This window comes from Clostridium sp. MB05, assembly GCF_046581255.1.
In the GTDB taxonomy this organism is placed as follows: Bacteria; Bacillota; Clostridia; order Clostridiales; family Clostridiaceae; genus Clostridium.
On sequence record NZ_CP174370.1, the window covers coordinates 1,737,573 to 1,756,959 of the forward strand.

Annotated in this window: 23 protein-coding genes; 20 read left to right on the forward strand and 3 right to left on the reverse strand. The window is 28.0% G+C overall.

Translation table 11 applies throughout. From position 1 onward, the window contains the following. The first annotated feature begins 15 nt into the window (after positions 1-15). From ACH36K_RS08070 to ACH36K_RS08090, 5 genes are all read left to right on the forward strand, one after another. Complete coding sequence (locus ACH36K_RS08070) at positions 16-336, forward strand: PTS lactose/cellobiose transporter subunit IIA (protein ID WP_411170422.1); 321 nt, start codon at positions 16-18, stop codon at positions 334-336. Continuing rightward, positions 329-1,420 (forward strand): DUF871 domain-containing protein, encoded by a 1,092-nt coding sequence (locus ACH36K_RS08075; protein ID WP_411170423.1) that lies wholly within the window; start codon positions 329-331, stop codon positions 1,418-1,420. Before ACH36K_RS08070 ends, ACH36K_RS08075 begins: the two co-directional genes overlap by 8 nt. A gap of 447 nt (positions 1,421-1,867) precedes the next feature. Further along, on the forward strand, positions 1,868-3,199 hold the full coding sequence (locus tag ACH36K_RS08080) for a PTS sugar transporter subunit IIC (protein ID WP_411170424.1): 1,332 nt from the start codon (positions 1,868-1,870) through the stop codon (positions 3,197-3,199). Positions 3,200-3,239: 40 nt separating this feature from the next. Beyond that, entirely contained in the window at positions 3,240-3,464 is a 225-nt protein-coding gene (locus ACH36K_RS08085; protein WP_411170425.1) for a hypothetical protein, read from the forward strand. Between the two features lie 79 nt (positions 3,465-3,543). After that, positions 3,544-4,092 carry a hypothetical protein gene (locus ACH36K_RS08090; protein WP_411170426.1) on the forward strand — a complete coding sequence of 183 codons (549 nt, stop codon included), beginning with the start codon at positions 3,544-3,546 and terminating at the stop codon, positions 4,090-4,092. A gap of 108 nt (positions 4,093-4,200) precedes the next feature. On the opposite strand, the gene ACH36K_RS08095 is transcribed toward ACH36K_RS08090, so the two are convergent. After that, the gene (locus ACH36K_RS08095) at positions 4,201-4,605 is read right to left on the reverse strand and encodes a hypothetical protein (protein ID WP_411170427.1); all 405 of its coding nucleotides are present in this window, start codon (positions 4,603-4,605) and stop codon (positions 4,201-4,203) included. Between the two features lie 237 nt (positions 4,606-4,842). Here ACH36K_RS08095 and ACH36K_RS08100 point away from each other — a divergent pair, with 237 nt between their 5' ends. The 11 genes from ACH36K_RS08100 (at position 4,843) to ACH36K_RS08150 (ending at position 14,858) form a co-directional block, all read left to right on the forward strand. Then, positions 4,843-5,142 carry an ATP-dependent Clp protease adaptor ClpS gene (locus ACH36K_RS08100; RefSeq protein WP_411170428.1) on the forward strand — a complete coding sequence of 100 codons (300 nt, stop codon included), beginning with the start codon at positions 4,843-4,845 and terminating at the stop codon, positions 5,140-5,142. Between the two features lies 1 nt (position 5,143). Next, positions 5,144-7,375, forward strand: a complete 2,232-nt coding sequence (locus ACH36K_RS08105) for an AAA family ATPase (protein ID WP_411170429.1) — start codon at positions 5,144-5,146, stop codon at positions 7,373-7,375. Between the two features lie 143 nt (positions 7,376-7,518). Beyond that, complete coding sequence (locus ACH36K_RS08110) at positions 7,519-8,652, forward strand: SEC-C metal-binding domain-containing protein (protein ID WP_411170430.1); 1,134 nt, start codon at positions 7,519-7,521, stop codon at positions 8,650-8,652. Positions 8,653-8,668: 16 nt separating this feature from the next. Further along, positions 8,669-9,004, forward strand: a complete 336-nt coding sequence (locus ACH36K_RS08115; RefSeq protein ID WP_411170431.1) for a hypothetical protein — start codon at positions 8,669-8,671, stop codon at positions 9,002-9,004. 28 nt (positions 9,005-9,032) lie between these two features. Next, positions 9,033-9,959: a tetratricopeptide repeat protein gene (locus tag ACH36K_RS08120; RefSeq protein ID WP_411170432.1), complete on the forward strand. Its 927-nt coding sequence runs from the start codon at positions 9,033-9,035 to the stop codon at positions 9,957-9,959. Positions 9,960-10,234: 275 nt separating this feature from the next. Then, the gene (locus ACH36K_RS08125) at positions 10,235-11,161 is read left to right on the forward strand and encodes a 4Fe-4S dicluster domain-containing protein (RefSeq protein ID WP_411170433.1); all 927 of its coding nucleotides are present in this window, start codon (positions 10,235-10,237) and stop codon (positions 11,159-11,161) included. Positions 11,162-11,192: 31 nt separating this feature from the next. Beyond that, complete coding sequence (locus ACH36K_RS08130) at positions 11,193-12,083, forward strand: RnfABCDGE type electron transport complex subunit D (RefSeq protein ID WP_411170434.1); 891 nt, start codon at positions 11,193-11,195, stop codon at positions 12,081-12,083. Between the two features lie 6 nt (positions 12,084-12,089). Next, positions 12,090-12,704 (forward strand): RnfABCDGE type electron transport complex subunit G, encoded by a 615-nt coding sequence (locus ACH36K_RS08135; protein ID WP_411170435.1) that lies wholly within the window; start codon positions 12,090-12,092, stop codon positions 12,702-12,704. Positions 12,705-12,725: 21 nt separating this feature from the next. Continuing rightward, complete coding sequence (gene rsxE / locus ACH36K_RS08140; protein ID WP_411170436.1) at positions 12,726-13,454, forward strand: electron transport complex subunit RsxE; 729 nt, start codon at positions 12,726-12,728, stop codon at positions 13,452-13,454. A gap of 14 nt (positions 13,455-13,468) precedes the next feature. Continuing rightward, positions 13,469-14,047, forward strand: a complete 579-nt coding sequence (gene rsxA / locus ACH36K_RS08145; protein WP_411170437.1) for an electron transport complex subunit RsxA — start codon at positions 13,469-13,471, stop codon at positions 14,045-14,047. Positions 14,048-14,060: 13 nt separating this feature from the next. Continuing rightward, the gene (locus ACH36K_RS08150; RefSeq protein ID WP_411170438.1) at positions 14,061-14,858 is read left to right on the forward strand and encodes an RnfABCDGE type electron transport complex subunit B; all 798 of its coding nucleotides are present in this window, start codon (positions 14,061-14,063) and stop codon (positions 14,856-14,858) included. Positions 14,859-14,920: 62 nt separating this feature from the next. Here ACH36K_RS08150 and ACH36K_RS08155 read toward each other — a convergent pair whose 3' ends face one another. Beyond that, positions 14,921-16,189 carry an FAD-dependent oxidoreductase gene (locus tag ACH36K_RS08155; RefSeq protein WP_411170439.1) on the reverse strand — a complete coding sequence of 423 codons (1,269 nt, stop codon included), beginning with the start codon at positions 16,187-16,189 and terminating at the stop codon, positions 14,921-14,923. 130 nt (positions 16,190-16,319) lie between these two features. Continuing rightward, positions 16,320-16,640: a cytochrome C biogenesis protein gene (locus ACH36K_RS08160; RefSeq protein WP_411170440.1), complete on the reverse strand. Its 321-nt coding sequence runs from the start codon at positions 16,638-16,640 to the stop codon at positions 16,320-16,322. A 294-nt stretch (positions 16,641-16,934) separates the two neighbouring features. Between ACH36K_RS08160 and ACH36K_RS08165 the strand changes: the two genes are divergently transcribed. From ACH36K_RS08165 to ACH36K_RS08180, 4 genes are all read left to right on the forward strand, one after another. After that, positions 16,935-17,339, forward strand: coding sequence for a hypothetical protein (locus ACH36K_RS08165; protein ID WP_411170441.1), 405 nt, complete (start codon positions 16,935-16,937; stop codon positions 17,337-17,339). A gap of 154 nt (positions 17,340-17,493) precedes the next feature. Further along, on the forward strand, positions 17,494-18,201 hold the full coding sequence (locus ACH36K_RS08170; RefSeq protein ID WP_411170442.1) for an MgtC/SapB family protein: 708 nt from the start codon (positions 17,494-17,496) through the stop codon (positions 18,199-18,201). A 139-nt stretch (positions 18,202-18,340) separates the two neighbouring features. Further along, a complete protein-coding gene (locus ACH36K_RS08175; protein WP_322458737.1) occupies positions 18,341-18,790 on the forward strand; it encodes a MarR family winged helix-turn-helix transcriptional regulator in 450 nt (149 codons plus the stop codon). A gap of 99 nt (positions 18,791-18,889) precedes the next feature. Beyond that, positions 18,890-19,303 (forward strand): HutP family protein, encoded by a 414-nt coding sequence (locus ACH36K_RS08180; RefSeq protein WP_411170443.1) that lies wholly within the window; start codon positions 18,890-18,892, stop codon positions 19,301-19,303. The last annotated feature ends 84 nt before the right edge of the window (positions 19,304-19,387 follow it).

Genomic DNA, 19,387 nt, shown 5'->3' on the forward strand with positions numbered 1-19,387 from the left:
AAAGGGGTGTAACCAATGGAAAAAATTATAATGGATCTAATTATCTTTAGTGGGGAAGCTAGAAGCTATGCAATGGAAGCCATGCAATTAGCTAAAAGTGGACAAATTGATGAAGCAAGAGAATTAATAGAAAAATCAAAAGAGACTTTAGGTGATGCCCATGCAACGCAAACTAGCTTAATTCAAGGAGAAGCATCAGGAAATAGATGTGAAGTATCATTATTATTAGTTCATGCACAAGATCATTTAATGACATCAATGGTTGTAAAGGATTTAGCAGAAGAAATTATAGATCTTCATGAAAAATTAAATAAGGTGGAATATAAGAATGAATAAGCTTGGGATATCAATATATCCTAATAATACTTCAATTGATAAAATAAAAGATTATATAAGGCTTGCTGCTAAGTATGGGTTTAAAAGAATATTTACATGTTTAATATCTGCAAGTGATAAAGATATTGACGGTATTTTAGCTGAATTTAAGGATATATTAAATGTAGCTAATGAAAATGATATGGAGGTTATAGCAGATATAGATCCAACTGTATTTAATAAGTTAAAGGCATCTATATTTGATTTAAAAGTATTCAAAGATATGGGGCTTTCAGGTATAAGGCTTGATATGGGGTTTAGTGGATATGAAGAGTCAGTTATGACATTTAACGAGTACGGGTTGAAAATAGAGTTAAACATTAGTAATGGGACAAAATATGTAGATAATATACTTTCATATAAGGCTAATTTAAATAACCTTTATGGATGTCATAACTTTTATCCTCATATTTATACAGGCCTATCTTATGAAAATTTTATAAATTCAAGTAAGCAATTTAAAGAGTTAGGAATAAGAACAGCAGCCTTTGTTAATTCATCTTCTGCAGAATATGGGCCTTGGCCAGTATCAGAGGGGCTATGCACTTTAGAAATGCATAGAGATTTGCCGATAGATGTACAAGCGAAGCACTTATTTGCAACAGATTTAATTGATGATGTTATAATAGCAAATGCTTTTGCATCAGAAGATGAACTTAAAGCTTTAAGTGAGTTAAACAAGGAAATGTTAGAGTTTACTATTGAATTAGTAGATGAAATAAGGAATTTAGATAAAAAAATAGTTTTAGAAGAGTTTCATTTTAATAGAGGAGATTCTTCAGAATACATGGCAAGAAGTACTCAAAGTAGAGTTAAATATAAAGGGGAAAGCTTCCCACCATATAATTTGGCAAATATAAAAAGAGGGGATATTTTAATTGATACGGAGTTATACACTAGATATGCAGGAGAGCTACAAGTAGCTTTAAAGGATATGAAAAATACTGGAAAGACAAATGTAGTTGCTAAGATAGTTGAAGATGAAATATTTTTATTAGATTATATAAAACCTTGGAGTAAATTTTCATTTAAATTAGAAAAATAGATATTATTTAATCTAGTGGTTAAAAAAATTCTGGTTTTTGCCAGAATTTTTTTTACTCTATATGGGATTATATTTTTAAAATCTATGGATAAATTATTTATAGTATATAAGTTATCAAAGTTTGAAATATTAACATATTATTACACAAATAAATTTTTAGATAGTTTGTGTAATGCAATTACACAGAAATAAAAAAATAAGTGTGTAAAAAAACAGTTGATGAAAGCTAGATATATCAATGGGTTTAAGAAAAAATGTTTTGAAAAAAGTTGGCACGCAAATTGCTTTATATATAAGCAAGAGAAAAACAAAAATAAACAAAGTTTTAATGTAAAGGATTTTAAGAAGTGCTATTAACTGGTTTACTCTTTATAGCGAAATTATCAATAAAAAACATTCTAGAGAAAATCAGTAAAAATAAACAAAAAATTTTAAGGGGGAATTTAAATGGAAAAATTCATGAATTGGATGGAACGTTATATTGTTCCTATAGCATCTAAAATAGGTGCTCAAAGACACTTAGTAGCTATACGTGATGGTTTTGCTACAATAATGCCACTTATGATTATTGGTTCTTTCGGTCTTTTAATTCACAACTTTCCAATTCAATCAGTTAAGGATTTATTTGCTGTAGGGCAACCTTTGCATTGGTTAGATGTAATTGCGCTAAATGTATATGGGGGATCAATGTTCCTTATGGGATTATTCGCTGCAATATCAATAGGATATGCTTTAGGTAAGTCATATGATGTTGATGGATTTGCAACTGGATTAGTTACATTAGCATCATGCTTAATTTTAACAAATATGTTTGCTTACAAAGCTCCAGTTACTTGGGGAGGATTTGATGCTGGAACACTTGGATGGGAACCTGGTTTATTCACAAAATGGCTTGGACCTTCAGGATTAATTACTATATTAATAACAACTTTAATTACAGGTACAATTTTTGCTAAGTTAGCTAAAAATAAGAAGTTAGTTATTAAGTTACCTGATGGAGTACCACCAGCAGTATCAAGATCATTCTCAGCTTTATTACCAACAATGATTACTTTAACTTTAGTAGGTATAGTATTTGCTATATTAGAAGCTTTTGGATACCAAGAAGTTTACTTACAAGTTTATACATTAATACAAAAACCATTAATGGGACTTGCAAACTCTTTACCAGTATTATTACTATTAATATTAATACAACAAATTTTATGGTTCTTTGGATTACATGGATCAAATATATTAGCACCAATTATAAGTTCAATATTCCTTGCATTAACAGCTGAAAACATGGCAGCTATAGCAGCAGGAAATACTGAAGGAATTAACATTATAAACAGCCAATTCCTAGATTCATATGTTAACCTTGGTGGATCTGGATTAACAGCTGCTTTAATGATAGCTATGATAATTAAGTCAAAGAGTGCTATTAATAAATCAATAAGAAACATTGCATCAGGTCCAGCATTCTTTAACATTAATGAACCAGTTATATTTGGATTACCAATAGTGTTAAATCCAATATATATTATACCATTTATATTAGCTCCAATAGCATCAGCTTTAATAGCTTATGGATTAAGTGCAATACATTTTGTTGCACCAGCATCAGTAATAGTTCCGTGGACTTGTCCACCAGTAATATCCGCAATCTTAGCAACTGGTCAATGGCAAGGTGGTGCAGTAGCATTATTAAATATCGTAGTTTCTGTATTAATTTACTTACCATTCGTTGCTTATGCTGATAAGAAGAACTTAGAAATGGAACAAGCAGAAATTGCTTAAGAAGGATAAAGTGCCCTATAAATAATAATATTAAAATAGAATGAAAAGCAAAAAGGATAGTATTAAAGCTATCCTTTTTGCACAAATTTTAGGAGTTGGTATTATGAGTAATTTTAAACAAAAATTTGAAAGTTTATTTAGTTATGTAACAGAAGATAAAAATGATGAAAATGTTAAAAAAAGAAAATCAAAAGCAGCTACTAATATTTGTGCAATAATAAGTATTTTATTATTGTTCTATTTGCTTACAGGATTAAGTTTTTAATTATTAAATAAATTAAGTATAAATAATTTAATATAAATAAGGGAAAATTATTAATGAAAAATTTAAGGAGGACATTGATATGAAATCTAAATCATTAATAATTCCTTTAGTAATGGTAGCACTAATATCCGTTGGTTGTAATAAAAAAACCGAAAATGGTACTACAAATCAAAATACACCACCAGTAACAGATGCTGTGACATCTCCATCAAGAGTAACAGACGAAGGAAATCTATTTAAAGCAGTTGAAGGAAGCTGGATTGTAATTTTAGAAAATGATGTTAACACTACTAAAGAAGTAGTACTTAATACTGGCTTTAAAAAAGCTGACAAAAATGATCCGAGTAAAATGGTGGTAACACCTCGAGTTTTAGCATTATATAAAAAGGGTGAAAACAATGCTAAAGCAGCGGCATATACATTAACTACACCAAAGCTTACAATAAAAGATGAAAATGCAAAAATTGAAGGTGGAACAGTTAAAGGGGATGTATATGTAGAAGTAAATGGAGTGATATTACAAGATGCAATAATAGATGGGAATGTTTATTTCAAAAATGAAGATGCAAAAAATACATTCCATATGGATGAAAAATCAAAAGTAACAGGAACTATGGAAGTTAAATAAATTTTAAGGGATAAATGCTATCATTGTATTTATCCTTTTAATTTACACGTAGTTTATTTAAAAAGTAAAAGATAAATCTAGTAGGACTGTAATTACTATACAGTCCTATTAGATTTTCCAATGTTCTTTGAATTTAAGAACTTCATTCAAACTTTTGGTCGACATTTGTTGAGTTAATACTAGTTCATCCTCTAGCTCAGTCATTCTTTTTCCTAAAACTTGATCTAACACAGATAAATCTTCTCGAACCTTATCTATGGATGTATATTTATCTGATAAAATATTTAGAACTTGAGTAATATCAGTTTTAAACTTATCTTGTTCAGTTTTTATAAATTGGACTTCTGTTTGTAAAACAGCAAGGTTATGACTAGTATTTAAAATAACACTTTTCATTTGATTTAATATTTTAGGTAGTTGTTTAAGGATTTCGTTTGTTTCTTGTAATGTAATATCTGTATTGTTTTTAGCATGAGATGTTATATTTACTAAATTTAAAATTTGATCTTCCAATTTTTATCACCTCATTATAATATATGATTTAGCATATATTAGGTACATAGAAAATATATAAATGCTTAAAAGTATTTTAAATAGGTTTAATCAGTTGGTTTATTATGATTGATATTTTATGACTTTAAATAATATAATATATATAATTATATTTTAGTATGATTTATATAGGATATCAAAAATTCTATAATTTTAAATAATATTTATATAAAAAATTACAATTATGGAGGAATTAATTTGGAAACTAATGTTAATGTAATAGAAAAAGAATTTGTAGATATAAAAGTACCTAAAAGGTTTAGAGTTATAATGCATAATGATGATTTTACAACTATGGAGTTTGTTGTTGCTATTTTAGGTGATATATTTAATAAAAGTATAGAGGAAGCTAACAAAATAATGATAGAAGTTCATAAAAATGGTAAGGGAACAGCGGGAATATATCCATATGATATAGCTATATCTAAAGCAAGTAAAGCTATGGCTATTGCAAAGGAAGAAGAATTTCCCTTTAAGCTTACAGTAGAGGAGGATTAAAATGGATATTAGTAAAGTTGTTAAGGATATTTTACTTAGAGCATATAAAATGGCAAAAGAAAATAAAGATGAATATGTAACACCGGAACATTTATTGCTAAGTGCATTAGAAGAAGAAAATTTTAAAGAAATACTTAGCCAATTAAATTGTAACATAGAAGAGCTAAAAAATGACTTAATAAGCTATATAAATGAGTATGTAGAAAAATCACAGGATAAAGATCCAGAAGAAAGCTATGGAATAGGAAATATATTTATATTAGCAACACAACAAGCTGCATTTAGTGAGAGAAATATAGTTGAACTAGAACATATAATAGCAGCAATTTATGCTCTTAAAGACAGTTATGCAGCATATTTTTTACAGAAGCAAGATATAAATAGATCAGATTTGCTATTTCAACTTTCTCATAACAAATCTAGAGAACATAATGCAACTAGAAACTCTATAAATATGATGGGGATTAATAATAGAAATAGCTCCAAAAAGAGTATATTAAGTAGTTATTGTATTAATTTAACAGACACTCTATCTAATGAGGAAAATGATCCTTTAGTAGGAAGAAAGGATATAATAGATAGAACTATCCAAATTCTTTGTAGAAGAACTAAAAATAATCCAGTTCATGTAGGAGAGCCGGGTGTTGGAAAAACAGCAATAACTTTAGGGCTTGCAAAGTTTATAAAAGAAGGAAATGTACCAGATAAGCTTAAAAATTCACAAATATTTTCCTTAGATATTGGATCAATACTTGCGGGTACAAAATATAGAGGAGACTTTGAAGAAAGAATAAAACAAATATTAGATGAAATAAAAAGCTATGAAAATCCTATAGTTTATATAGATGAAATCCATAATATAGTAGGGGCAGGTGCTTTAAATGGAGGCTCATTAGATGGTGGTAGTTTAATAAAAGGATATTTACTAGAGGGAAAAATAAGGTTTATAGGAGCAACTACATTTGATGAGTATAAGAAATATTTTGAAAAAGATAAGGCTTTAATAAGAAGATTTCAAATTGTTGAGGTTAAAGAAACTAGTATAGAAGAAAGCATAAAAATATTAGAAGGAATTAAAGAAAATTTTGAAAATTATCATAATGTAAGATACACAAAAGAAGCACTAGAACTGGCTGTAAATTTAAGTTCAAAGTATATAAGTGATAGGTTTTTACCAGATAAGGCAATAGATATTATAGATGAGTCAGGAGCTTATGTTGATATAAATAGAGAATATTATAAAGATGGAATTGTAGATAAAAATATAATTGAAGAAATAATATCAAAGATTTGTCTTATACCAAAACAAACCATTGAAAATACAGAGATAAATTCTCTTAAAGCTTTAGAAGGTGAACTTAAGAAAAATATTTTTGGACAAAATACTGCTATAGAAGAAGTAACAAGATGCATAAAGATGTCTAGAGCAGGGCTTAATGATGATAATAAGACAATTGCATCAATGCTTTTTGTTGGGCCAACTGGAGTAGGAAAGACAGAAATAGCAAAAATACTAGCAAAGACACTAGGAATTGATTTGGTTAGATTTGATATGAGTGAGTATGGAGAGAAACATGCTGCTTCAAAGCTTATAGGGTCTCCACCAGGTTATGTAGGTTATGAAGAAGGCGGATTATTAACAGACACTATAAGAAAAAAACCAAACTGTGTTCTACTATTAGATGAAGTAGAAAAGGCGCATGTAGATATCTTAAGTGTATTATTACAAGTGATGGACTATGCAACACTTACAGATAATAGAGGAAGAAAGGTTGATTTTAGAAACGTAATAATAATTATGACTTCTAATGCTGGCGCAAGAGATATAGGTAAAAATCTTGTTGGTTTTGGAAGAGACTCTATAAAAATGGAAGCTATAAATGATGAAGTTAAGAAAATATTTACTCCAGAATTTAGAAATAGGTTAGATAAAATAGTTGTGTTTAACCAAATAAACAAAGAAATAGCTACGGAAATAGCAGAAAAAGAACTAAAGAAGTTTAGTGAAAAACTTCTTAGTAAAAACGTAAATTTAGAATTTAGTAGTGAATGTATTAAGTTTATAAGTGAAAGAGGATTATCTAAAGAGTTTGGAGCGAGAGAAATATTAAGAGTAATAAATTCTGAGGTAAAGCCATTATTAGTGGATGAATTGCTATTTGGAGGGCTTTCAAAAGGAGGGAAGTGTAAAGTATTTATAGAAAATAATGAGTTCAAAATAGAGCGAATTTAAAAAAATTATTAAAAGACAAGTAGATGATATAGCTAAAAATTATATCATCTATTTTATTAAGTTAAAAATCTTAATATGTACACAAATTAAAAAAACATATATAATTGTATATGTTTTTTAATTGAAGTTAAGAGGTGACTAGTATGGATAAGGATATAAGTAAAATACAAGAAGAAATAATAAAAAAAGATATTAGAAAAGTAGAAAAGCTTTGGAAAGATGTAGAAGATAATGAATCTTTAGAATATCATTTAGATAGAATGACTAAAGAAGAATTAGTGAAAGTAGGAAGTAAATATTCAGTTAAAGGAATTACATCATTAAAGAAATCAGATGCTCTATTAAAAGTTAAAGATGGAATTATAAATAATATTGATTATATATTAAACTTATTAGATTTTGATGCATTTTCATACTTAAGTGAAATAATAAATTTAAATGGTAAAAAACAATATTTTGGTTCAGAGCTGATAAATGCTAACTATTTTAGAAATAGAGGAATAATGTTTACTGGAGTTGAAAAAGCAAAACTATTTGTGGTAACGCCTAAAGAATTATGTGATATAATAAAAGATAAGTTAAATCAAGAATTAAGATTAAATTCTATTTTAAACTCAGAAGTTATAAAGCTTTCAGCTGGAATAATTTATTTTTATGGTGCTCTTACAATAAAAGATATTTGTAAGATTATTAGAGAAGATTACAATTATGAGTTTGAAGAAGAAAGAATTAGAAGTTTACTTTTAGATGGACAAGAACTAGGCTTTGATTATCAATTAGATGAGGATATTATTTATCATATAGATGTAGAAGAACCTAGATTAATAATAGAAGAAACTAATAAAAATACAGATATAAGTTTTGCAAAGTTTGATAAAAAGACTTTATTTAAAGCTGCAAAACCTGATTATATTGAAGAAAACAAACAAGCTAATAGGCTTGAAAAGGTTCTAAATGAACTTTTTGTTATAGATAAAAAGATACTAAAAGAGGAAATAGATAGCTTTTCTATAGCTATAAAAAATGAAGCTTCATTGGAAGAGGCTATAGAGATATTTTTAGAGGCATATGAAATAGAAAGTGAAGAAGAAAATAATATACTTAAAGAAGAGTTGAAAAAGCTATATATGACTGTAAGAAGATGGACTTTAAAAGGAAATTCAGAAGGTGAAATTGAAAATAATAAAAAGACTATAGTAAATAGTGACAAGATAGGAAGAAATGATCCATGTCCTTGTGGAAGTAATAGAAAATATAAAAAGTGTTGTGGTAAATAATAAAGGGGAGTTAAGTATGGTTTTTAAATATATATTATTAATATGGGGACTTATTGAGCTTATACTTGGAATAACTGTGTTATTAAAAAGGAAACTTTTACTTTTAAAAGTTATAGTAGAAAGTTTTTCTATGATAAATAATAATTTTAATCTTTCAGAAATTAAAGATATAAAGATATTTTCTAAATGGATTGGAGAAGTTGTTTTATTAGAGGGATCATTATATATTTTCTTAGCATCTGCATCAATATACTTTAATATGAATATATTTATTGTTATAGTGTTTATAATTCTAATAGAAATATTTTTCTTTAACATAATGAGTAAAGGAATAAGAAACTTTACAGATTAGATAAATAAAATTAAAATGAGGTCATAAAATGAAAGATAATAGATATCTTTTTGAAAATTATATTAATATAGCAAGAGGCTTTATAACTGAAAAAGAATATGCAAAAGCACTAAAGTTTTACAGAAAGGCATATAGATTTGAAGAGGGTAGAAAAGATATAGAGCTTATACTAGATATGGCACTTTTATATGATAAATTAGGGTATAAGGACTTATCAGAAGAAAAATATAGAGAGGCTATATTAGTAGAGGAAAAAGATGCAAGGGCTTATTATGGCTTAGGGGTTTTATATGATGAAGATGAATTTTTAGAAGAGGCTATAGAATATTATAAAACTGCTATTAAGTTAGATAATAACTATGATAGAGCATATTTTTATCTAGCAAATGCATATGATGGAATAAGTGATAAGCAAAATGCAATAAAATATTATAATAAGACTTTAGATTTAGTTCCAGAGGATTTATGGGCAAATGCAAATTTAGGATGTATTTATGAAGAACTTGGAGAGTTTCAGAAAGCACTTAAATATATGGAAAAGGCATTAGAAATAGATTCAAACAATTTTAGAATTCTATTTAATATGGGAGTTTTGCTTAAAAATCTAAATAAAGCCAATGAGGCAGAGAAATATTATAAAAAATCTATAGAAAAAAATCCATATTATCCATATAGTTATTTAAATTTAGCGGTTTTATATAGAGAGAAAAATTATTTTTATAAAGCTATAGAAGTTATTACGGAAGGAATAGAAAATAATAGCGATTCAGGCTTTTTATATTATAATAGAAGTTGTTTTTACTCTAATATAGATGAATTACATAAATCTTTTAAGGATTTAGTAAAGAGTATAGAATTAAATGATTTATTTTTAGATTATATGATGAAGGACAAAGAATTAGATAAATTAAGAAATTTAAAGGAATATAATGACTATTTAAAAAGTAAGCTGTAATAGCTTGCTTTTTTCATTTGAAAGGGAATAGTTAAAAAAATAACTAAAAAACAAATTTTAAAAAAATCTTTTTTGTGATTTTAATGGAGATTCTTGAGTTTATAATGTTTTGTATAAAAATTTTTAAATTTTTATTAAAAACTTTGTTAAAAATATTACAAAAGTTGTGAGAATACTCTATTTATGGTACTATATCATTGTAACCGTTAAAATATACGGATAATGTGGTATATTTTAACGGTAAATACTTGCATAAAAGTAGGAGGTTTTTTATAGTGTTAAGTAGTCTTTTTAATAGTGTAAATGTTTTAAACAAATTATTTACACTTAGTGATGCTAGCATATTAGAATTATCAGTTGATAATTCTAAAGAATTAAATGCTAAGGAAATCGAAGAAAGCTTGATTTTACCTTATGAAAATAATAGAGGTAAAAAAGTTATAATTAAAGCTTTTAGTTTTCAACCTAATTTAAATGGATATGGAACAATAGTAAAAGAAAGAAAAGAAGATTTAAAAAAAGGACTAGAAAAAATTAAGTCAATTTCAGAAATGAAATTTGTAGTAGATGGAAAAGATAAAAGTCTACAAGAAGCATTGAAAGAATATGGAGAAGTTATAAAAGTATCACCTATAACAGATTTATATTCTAATAAATTAATTTCTAAAGCTTATGGAAATGTTCAAGAGGCTATTATTTATGATTTAGTAGAAGTAGTACAATTGGGACAAACTTTAGGAGGAAAAAGAGTAGAGATATTATCTACTGTTTATGGAAGTGCTATAGATGGTAGAAAAGTTGTTGCGTTAAAAAAAGGAACAACATATAAAGAAGTCTTTGAAGCTTTAAATGGTAAAGCTGATGAACTTAAGAAGGTTATTGATGGTGGAAGTATAAATGGAACACCTATATATAATTTAGATTCAGTAGTATCAGACAATTCTAAAGGAATACTATTCTTAACAGAAAAAGATTCACTATCTGAGGAAAGCTATAGCTGTATAAGATGCGGAAAATGTTTAAGAATCTGTCCAGAAGGATTAAATCCAATAAAATTAGTCGAACTTAATAAAATGGGAGAAAAAGAAGAATTTATTAAATTTGGTGGAGAAAAATGTATTGATTGTGGTTTATGTAGCTTTGTATGTCCTTCTAATATAGAAATCGCACAAACTATAAAAACTGCAAAAACATTCAAATAAGTAATATAAAATCTGAATAGGAGTGAAGAGTGTGGAAAATAGAAATCTTAAAATATCACCAGCACCTTATATTAAAAAGGGGCTTGGGATTAATAAGATAATGATCGATTTTATTATAGCATTAATTCCGGCAATATTTGCAGGAGTATATTTTTATAAAATTGATGCTGTTAAAGTAATAGTTGCAACAGTTTTAACTAGTATTATAGCAGAAGGTATTTGGAATAAGTTTGTAAAGAAAAGGGCTTTTTTAAGTGATTTAAGTCCAATAGTATTAGGTATTATCTTAGCACTTATTATGCCAACCTATGTTCCATTATGGATACCAATTATAGGATCAATATTTGCAACAATTGTTGTAAAACAATTTTTTGGTGGTCTTGGACAGAACTTTATGAATCCAGCAGCTGCAACTAAGGCGTTTTTAATTGCATCATGGGCTGGAGTAATGGCAAAACCAGTAGCAGATGCAACATCATCAGCATCTGAAACTTCAGAAGTAGTAGTACCTTTAATAGACAAAATAATAGGACAAGCAAATGGAAGCATAGGAGAAGTTTCTATTTTAGCTCTATGTATAGGTGGATTATATTTAGTGTTAAGAGGAAGAATTAGTTTAAGAGCTCCGCTTACATTTATAATATCATCAATGCTAATGTATAATTATTTTGGAAAAGACTTATTACTTCCAGGAGCATTTTTTATAGCAGGAATATTTATGACCACAGATTATGGAACAACACCAATGACAAAAGTTGGGCAGTACATATTTGGATTAATAGCAGGGGTTTGTGCATCAATTATAGCAGTAAAAGGTTTTAATCCAGAAGGGCCTTATTATGCAATAATAATAACTAATTTATTTACTCCTCTTATAGAATATTTTACAACTAAAAAAATAAAAGTTAAGAAGGAGGCTTAATAGAGTATGAAAGAGAATTTTAAGCTAGGAGGAATCCTTCTAATTATAACTATGATAGCAGGACTATTACTTGGTTTTGCTAATGATTTAACTAAAGAAGCAATTATAGAAAATTCTAAAATTAGTAAAGAGGATTTAAGTTATATATTACCACAAGCTGAAGGTATTAAAGATATGGATATAAATTTAGATTCAGAAGGCAATGTAAAGGAAATATACGAAGCAGTAAGTGGGAGTGACGTTGTTGGATATGTATTAAAGATCAACAGTAAAGGCTTCCATGGACCAATAGATTTTGTTGTAGGTATATCAAAAGATGATAAAGTTGCAGGAGTTAAAGTTCTATCACATAGTGAGACACCTGGTCTTGGAGCTAAAATTTCAGAAGATAAATTTACTTCAAGATTTAAAGGTAAACCTGCAAATGGATATTTAGAAGTAGTTAAAACAACTCCTAATAAAGATAATGAATTAGAAGCTATATCAGGAGCTACAATTTCAAGTAAGGCATCTGTGACTGCAGTAAATGAAGCAATTTCTTTTTATTTAGAAAATATAAAAGGTGAGGAATTAGCACCACAAGAAGGTACTGACGCAGATACAGGAGCAAGTGCAAACTAATAATAAATTAGGAGGAGAAAAATGAATAAATTAATTGAAAGATTAAAAAATGGAATAATTACCGAAAATCCGATTTTTGTTCAAGTTTTAGCTATGTGTCCTACTTTAGCAGTTACAACAAATGCTAAAAATGCATTAGGTATGGGACTAGCTTCAACTATAGTTTTAATATTTTCTAATATGATGATTTCAGCAATAAGAAAATTAATTCCAGATAAGATTAGAATACCAGCATATATAGTAGTTATTGCATCATTCGTTACAATAGTAGATATGTTAATGCAAGGATATGTTCCAAGTCTTTATTCATCTTTAGGAATTTTTATACCATTAATAGTTGTTAACTGTATAATCTTAGGTAGAGCAGAAGCATATGCTTCAAAAAATCCAGTTTTACCATCTATTTTTGATGCTATTGGAATGGGAATTGGCTTTACAATTGCATTATTCCTAATAGGAACTTTTAGAGAAATTTTAGGAGCTGGACAAATTCTAGGAATTCAAATATTACCAGAAAGCATTAAACCAGCTTCTATAATGATATTAGCACCAGGAGCATTCTTTACTTTAGGTGGACTTATGGTAATTTTAAATGCCTACAATATAAGAAAAGCAGCTAGAACTGGAGAAGCAGTTAAATCTTTAGAACATAGTTGCGGAAGTTGTTCAGGATGTGGAACTGGTTCTTGTGGAAGCAATAACGGAATAGAAATAAAAGAAATAGAAATAAAAGAGAAAAAGAAGGACTAAGAGGGGTGTAACAAATGGAATTATTTATGATTTTCATAGCAGCAATGCTTGTAAATAACTTTGTTCTTTCAAAATTCCTAGGAATATGTTCATTCCTTGGAGTTTCAAAGAAAAAGGATTCAGCTATAGGTATGGGACTTGCAGTAACCTTCGTTATGACATTAGCTTCTATAATGTCATGGATTGTATATAATGGAATGCTAGTTCCATTAGAATTAGAATACTTAAAGACAATAGCTAATGTACTAGTTATTGCAGCATTAGTTCAATTTGTTGAAATGGCGATGAAAAAATTATCTCCAGCTCTTCATAAAGCACTTGGGATATATTTACCTCTTATAACAACAAATTGTGCAGTTTTAGGTGTGGCAACTTTAAATATACAAGAAGGATATAGCTTTATAGAGTCTATAGTAAATGGTTTAGGAGCTGCATTAGGTTATATGTTATCTATAGTGCTACTAGCTTTTATAAGAGAAAGAATAGATAATAATGAAAATATACCAGTAGTTCTAAGAGGATTACCAATTACATTATTTACAGCAGCTTTAATGTCAATTGCCTTTTTAGGATTCCAGGGATTAATTCACTAGGAGGAGAGTTAAAATGAATATTTTATTTGCAGCTTTAAGTTTGGGAATTCTAGGGTTGATTTTTGGAGTACTACTAGGTTTTGCAGCAAAAGCTTTTGAAGTAAAGGTTGATCCTAAAATACCAATGTTAAGAGAATGTTTACCGGGTGCTAACTGTGGGGGATGCGGTTTTGCTGGATGTGATGCATATGCTGAAGCAGTTGTAACAGCAGGAGCAAAGCCTAATTTATGCTCTGTAGGGGGAGCAAAAACAGCAGAAGATATTGGTGGGATTTTAGGTATTAAGGTAGATGCCGCTGAAAAGATGACTGCCTTTGTAAAATGTAATGGAAATTGTGATTCAGCTAAATCAAGATATGAGTTAGAAGGGGTAAGTGATTGTCTAACAGCTTCACTTATGATTGATGGAGGTTCAAAGTCATGTTCATATGGATGTTTGGGCCTTGGAAGTTGTGTAAATGTTTGTGAGTTTGATGCATTAGAAATAATAAATGGAATTGCTAAAGTAAATGTAGACAAATGTACAAATTGTGGAGCTTGTATAAATATATGTCCTAAAGGACTTATTGAATCTGTTCCAGTTTCAAAGAAAGTAAGAGTTGAGTGTAACAATATTGAAATAGGAAGGCACGTAAAGGAAAATTGTTCAGCAGCCTGTATAGGATGTAAGCTTTGTGAAAGAAACTGTCCTAAAGATGCTGTTCACGTGGTTAATAATTTAGCTAAGGTTGATTATGATAAGTGTGTAAATTGTCAATTATGTACTAAGAAATGTCCAACAGGAGCGATAAAAAATATATTTTCTAATTAGTAGTAACTATATTTAATTAAGAAGAGATGTTAGCCTTAAAATTAATTTAAGGCTAACATTTTTTATTTATTAAATATATTTAGGAGCTTTAGAGTCTGTACTTTATCTAGAATTTCATTTTTATTTGTTGTATATAAATTTAATTCTTTCATTCTTTCAAAGTACTCTCCACCAGAAAATGTATGTCTAATACTTTTTCCATTTTCCATGTCTAGAGTTTCATTTGCAAAAGCTATTATATCTCCAATTGCTAAGCTTCTAGGAAGTATTAATGGTTCTTCCTTTGAGATATATTTAAAAGCGTTGTATCCAGCTAGTGCACCTGTAACCATTGCTTCTGTATGGCCAACAAAAAATCCGGATTTTTCACCAGCACAAAACATATTATCTATGCCAAGTATTCTCATGGTATTATCTCTAGGACTAGAGGCTAGATATCTAATAGAATTAGAGTTGCCACCAGATAGAGGATCTATATATCGTGCATTTTCAAGTCCAGGTATTTTTCTAAGCTTTTCTAAAGGATAATATGAAGTCATAAGTTTAATGTGACCAGTATCTAATAAAATAATATTTTCTGCAAAATCCTTTAAAGCATATTGTTGGCACACTTTTTCACTTAATTTATCTAAATTAATATCCTCTTTAGGAATTGGCAATGAAACAACTCCATACTTATCTAGTTTATCTAATATATCATTAGATAAAGATTCACGTGGTAATTCACAGGATCCACTCATGGCGCCTGGTATACCGTTCTTTCTTTCTCCAATAATGTCTTTTATACCTGCTTTAGAACTTAAGCTTTCTCTACCTCCAAAGCTTGGACATCTTAAAATGCACATTGAGCATCCATTTCCATAACGTGAGCAGTTAGTCATAGATCCGGTAGAACCTGTAGTTTCAATAAAGACATCACCATCCATAAAGGACCCATCAGATAATTTTATTTTAGTTATAGTATTATTTTCTAGGTGTACATTAATGGCTCTATTTTTAAAATGTATATTAATACCTAAAGATAAGATATATCTTCTGATTTCTGGTTCTGCTTTACCTATATCCGTTAAGTTTGCATGTTTATGACCAGAAAAATCTATATTTTTATGGATAGCTAAAGAATCCATTATGTCTATTAATTCCGGAGCTCCTAATAATGATAGTTCTTCGGAAGCAGTGTACCTACCATTATTTCTCATTATACCTCCTACATTTCCAACTCCTAAAAGCATATCAGTTCTTTCTAAGATATGAACTTCAGCACCCATTTTCCTTGATTGTATAGCAGCTTGGCAGCCTGCAAATCCACCACCAATTATAACAACTTTCATTATTTTGTACCTCATATATTAATGTTTATAATAAATTATTCTAATTATATAAAAATGCTACTTATAAATAAAATTTATAACATAAAGATAATGGTGACTATAATTAAGCCACCACAAATATCTTTATTATTTAATTTATTACTGGAAATATGTTATAAACTGGTTCTTCATATGGATGAAGGTTTTTTATAACATTAATAACCTCAAAGGCTAAATCCTTATCACATCTAAACTCTATCTTAGCCTCTTTTTCAATAGATAAGTCTCCTTCTTTTCCAATATGAGGATTTGATCCTTTTAAAGGTCTAAAATATCCAGAGACTTCACTTATAGACATACAGTTATCATAATCTCCTATAGTTAAAGCGCCTGTTCTATTTATAGCTTCTCTTAATTTGTCTGAATAATCAGAAGGAATATATATTTCAAACTTAACTTTTGTATAATTCATATAAACAAGATACCTCCTATTAATAGCTATAATTAAATAATAGCCTAATAACGTAAATTAGTAAACGAAATAAATGTCTATTATTTACAAAAGTTAAATTTAAAAAAGTTTATAAAATGCCTAAAAAACTAATAAATTATTATTAATAGTATAGATTGTGAAAGAAAATAGTAGATAATTAAAGAATTTATTAGAAAAATATGAAAAATAGCATATTAGATATCTTTTAAAAAGATATAGCATACTATATTAGTGAAGAAGATAATAAAATAATACATTAAATGGGGGATTTCTATGGGAGTTTTATTTGCAATTATTGGGTTGATTTTAACTATGTTTACTTTCTTTTATTTAGAGAAAAATATTATATTAAATAAAAAATCTATTATAAAAAAAGCTAAAGTAATAGGTTTTGAAAGTTACACTTATCTTATGCCTGGAACTGAATATAATACAGTATATAATGCGAATTTATATCCTATATTAGAGGTTGAAGATGATGATAAAAAAGTAAAAATAGCGCTTTCATATTTAAGTAATAAGATTAATTTAGAACGAGGAGATGAAATTGAAGTAATATATCCAAAAGGGAAGATAGAAAAATTAAAGCTATATGATAATGAAAGTAAGAATAGGTTTTACTATCTAATTATAACTATAGGAATAATAGTAACTTTATTATCGATCACAATGCTTTAAATAAAGGGAGCTAAAAATTAGCTCCCTTTATAATATTATTTCAATTTATTTTTATAAGTTTATATATTCATAAGGCTTTACTAAATATATAGGCTGATGGCAAATTTATATAAATTAAATACTATAATATTATAAACTCTTAAGGGAGGAAAACATGCCATTAAGTATTAGGGAAATAATAATAAGGTTGATATTTTCAGTTTTTGTTGGTGGTATTATAGGATATGAAAGAGAAAGAAAACGCAGAGCAGCAGGACTTAGAACACATATACTAGTTTGTGTAGGAGCTACAATAATATCTTTGCTACAAATTGATATAGGAAATAAGGCTATAGCAATTATTGAAGCTAACAAGGATCTAAGTGAAATTATAAAAATAGATTATGGAAGATTAGGCGCTCAAGTAATAACTGGAGTTGGGTTTATTGGAGCTGGAGCTATAGTGCATACTAAAGGTAATATAAAGGGGTTAACAACAGCAGCAACATTATGGGTGGTAGCATGTTTAGGATTAACTATAGGCATGGGCGAGTATTATGTAAGTATATTTGGAGCTATAATAATTGTAATAACTCTAGTATTTTTAAAAAGCATAGAAAACAGGTTCATATCTAAAAATGTAATTAAAAAAATTGAAATTAAGTATAATAATTTAGACGATACTAAGTTAGAAATAGAAAAGTATTTAGAAGGTAAAAATTTAATTATTAAAGTTATAGAGTATTTATTAGAAGAAGATAGTTCAAAAGAAGAAGTTCATGCAATTTATACTATATTAAAGCCTCAATATATTAGCTTTGAAACTATATTAAATGATCTAAAAAATAATAAAAATATAGTATATTTAAATGTAATAAAATGATATTAATATAATAAAGGTAAAATAACTTTGATAATCAAAATATTTTATATAAAAATATTCATTATGTAATTGAATTTTAGTTTATATTAGATTATTATTTAATTGAGGAACTATAGAAAAAGGATGGGATAAAGTTATTATGGAAAGAAGTGAAAATGTAGTTAATGAGTTATTAGTAAAGATATTTAACGAAATACTACAGATTGAAGAAAAAACATTAAGAAATGGACATTTTTCAGATTTATCAGTTAGAGAAATGCACACTATTGAAGCAATAGGAAGAAAACAAAGAATGATGAGTGAGGTTGCACAAGACTTAGGGATTACTGTGGGTACCTTAACAACAGCAATAAATAGGCTAATTAAAAAGGGGTATGTAGATAGAAAAAGAATAGAAGAAGATAGAAGAGTAGTTCTTGTAGAGTTAACCAAGAAAGGAAAAGTCGCACATAGGTTACACGAAAGATTTCATAATGAAATGGTTAAATCTATGATGGGTGGACTTTTAGATAAGGAAAGAGATGTCCTTGTAGAATCTTTAGAAAAGCTTAATAATTATTTTAAGGAGAAATGTGAATCAATAGAATAAACTTTCAGTTATTTACTTTCAACAGTTTAATTTTACTATATTCAGTAATATATTTGTGATATTATTAAGGGGTAAATAATTAGAGTGTGGGAGGATATTATGGGAAACACTAGTTTAGATGTTGCTAAATATTCAGTAAGAATGGCTATTTCATCAAGAGAAGAGGAAGAAGAATTAAAAACTGAATTCAAGAAAAAAGGTGTATTAGTTACTGCTGTTAATATAGGTGGAAATATAAATGACTCAACTTCTAAAATATTAGAAAGGGCTTTAGTAGCCTCTAAAAGAAATGGAGTAATAAGAGAAGAACACTTGCATGAAGGTGGAGTAATAGGCGCAACAAGAGATGCTTTAATGCAAGTTTGGAATAGAGCAAGTGGTCAAAATGTAGGAGGAAAAGTAGGCATTGCTAGAAAAGGTGAGCACTTAAGTGTATGTATTTTCCTTAGTGTTGGACTATTACATTTAGATGAGGTTGTAATAGGAATAGGACATAGAGCTGTTCCAGAATAAATAGTAAAATTAAAGTTTAAGGGGCTGTTATTTTATAACAGCCCCTTAAACTTTAATTTATTTTTAGCTCTATAATATTTTTAT

What these genes read in the sequence shown, in the direction of transcription:
- ACH36K_RS08165 (WP_411170441.1), top strand. Translation starts at nt 16,935, where the DNA reads ATGGGAGTTTTATTTGCAATTATTGGGTTGATTTTAACTATGTTTACT.
- ACH36K_RS08085 (WP_411170425.1), top strand. Translation starts at nt 3,240, where the DNA reads ATGAAAAGCAAAAAGGATAGTATTAAAGCTATCCTTTTTGCACAAATT.
- ACH36K_RS08135 (WP_411170435.1), top strand. Translation starts at nt 12,090, where the DNA reads ATGAAAGAGAATTTTAAGCTAGGAGGAATCCTTCTAATTATAACTATG.
- ACH36K_RS08160 (WP_411170440.1), bottom strand. Translation starts at nt 16,640, where the DNA reads ATGAATTATACAAAAGTTAAGTTTGAAATATATATTCCTTCTGATTAT.
- ACH36K_RS08070 (WP_411170422.1), top strand. Translation starts at nt 16, where the DNA reads ATGGAAAAAATTATAATGGATCTAATTATCTTTAGTGGGGAAGCTAGA.
- ACH36K_RS08150 (WP_411170438.1), top strand. Translation starts at nt 14,061, where the DNA reads ATGAATATTTTATTTGCAGCTTTAAGTTTGGGAATTCTAGGGTTGATT.
- ACH36K_RS08170 (WP_411170442.1), top strand. Translation starts at nt 17,494, where the DNA reads ATGCCATTAAGTATTAGGGAAATAATAATAAGGTTGATATTTTCAGTT.
- ACH36K_RS08175 (WP_322458737.1), top strand. Translation starts at nt 18,341, where the DNA reads ATGGAAAGAAGTGAAAATGTAGTTAATGAGTTATTAGTAAAGATATTT.
- ACH36K_RS08080 (WP_411170424.1), top strand. Translation starts at nt 1,868, where the DNA reads ATGGAAAAATTCATGAATTGGATGGAACGTTATATTGTTCCTATAGCA.
- ACH36K_RS08120 (WP_411170432.1), top strand. Translation starts at nt 9,033, where the DNA reads ATGAAAGATAATAGATATCTTTTTGAAAATTATATTAATATAGCAAGA.
- ACH36K_RS08155 (WP_411170439.1), bottom strand. Translation starts at nt 16,189, where the DNA reads ATGAAAGTTGTTATAATTGGTGGTGGATTTGCAGGCTGCCAAGCTGCT.
- ACH36K_RS08180 (WP_411170443.1), top strand. Translation starts at nt 18,890, where the DNA reads ATGGGAAACACTAGTTTAGATGTTGCTAAATATTCAGTAAGAATGGCT.
- ACH36K_RS08090 (WP_411170426.1), top strand. Translation starts at nt 3,544, where the DNA reads ATGAAATCTAAATCATTAATAATTCCTTTAGTAATGGTAGCACTAATA.
- ACH36K_RS08115 (WP_411170431.1), top strand. Translation starts at nt 8,669, where the DNA reads ATGGTTTTTAAATATATATTATTAATATGGGGACTTATTGAGCTTATA.
- rsxE (WP_411170436.1), top strand. Translation starts at nt 12,726, where the DNA reads ATGAATAAATTAATTGAAAGATTAAAAAATGGAATAATTACCGAAAAT.
- ACH36K_RS08105 (WP_411170429.1), top strand. Translation starts at nt 5,144, where the DNA reads ATGGATATTAGTAAAGTTGTTAAGGATATTTTACTTAGAGCATATAAA.
- ACH36K_RS08110 (WP_411170430.1), top strand. Translation starts at nt 7,519, where the DNA reads ATGGATAAGGATATAAGTAAAATACAAGAAGAAATAATAAAAAAAGAT.
- ACH36K_RS08075 (WP_411170423.1), top strand. Translation starts at nt 329, where the DNA reads ATGAATAAGCTTGGGATATCAATATATCCTAATAATACTTCAATTGAT.
- rsxA (WP_411170437.1), top strand. Translation starts at nt 13,469, where the DNA reads ATGGAATTATTTATGATTTTCATAGCAGCAATGCTTGTAAATAACTTT.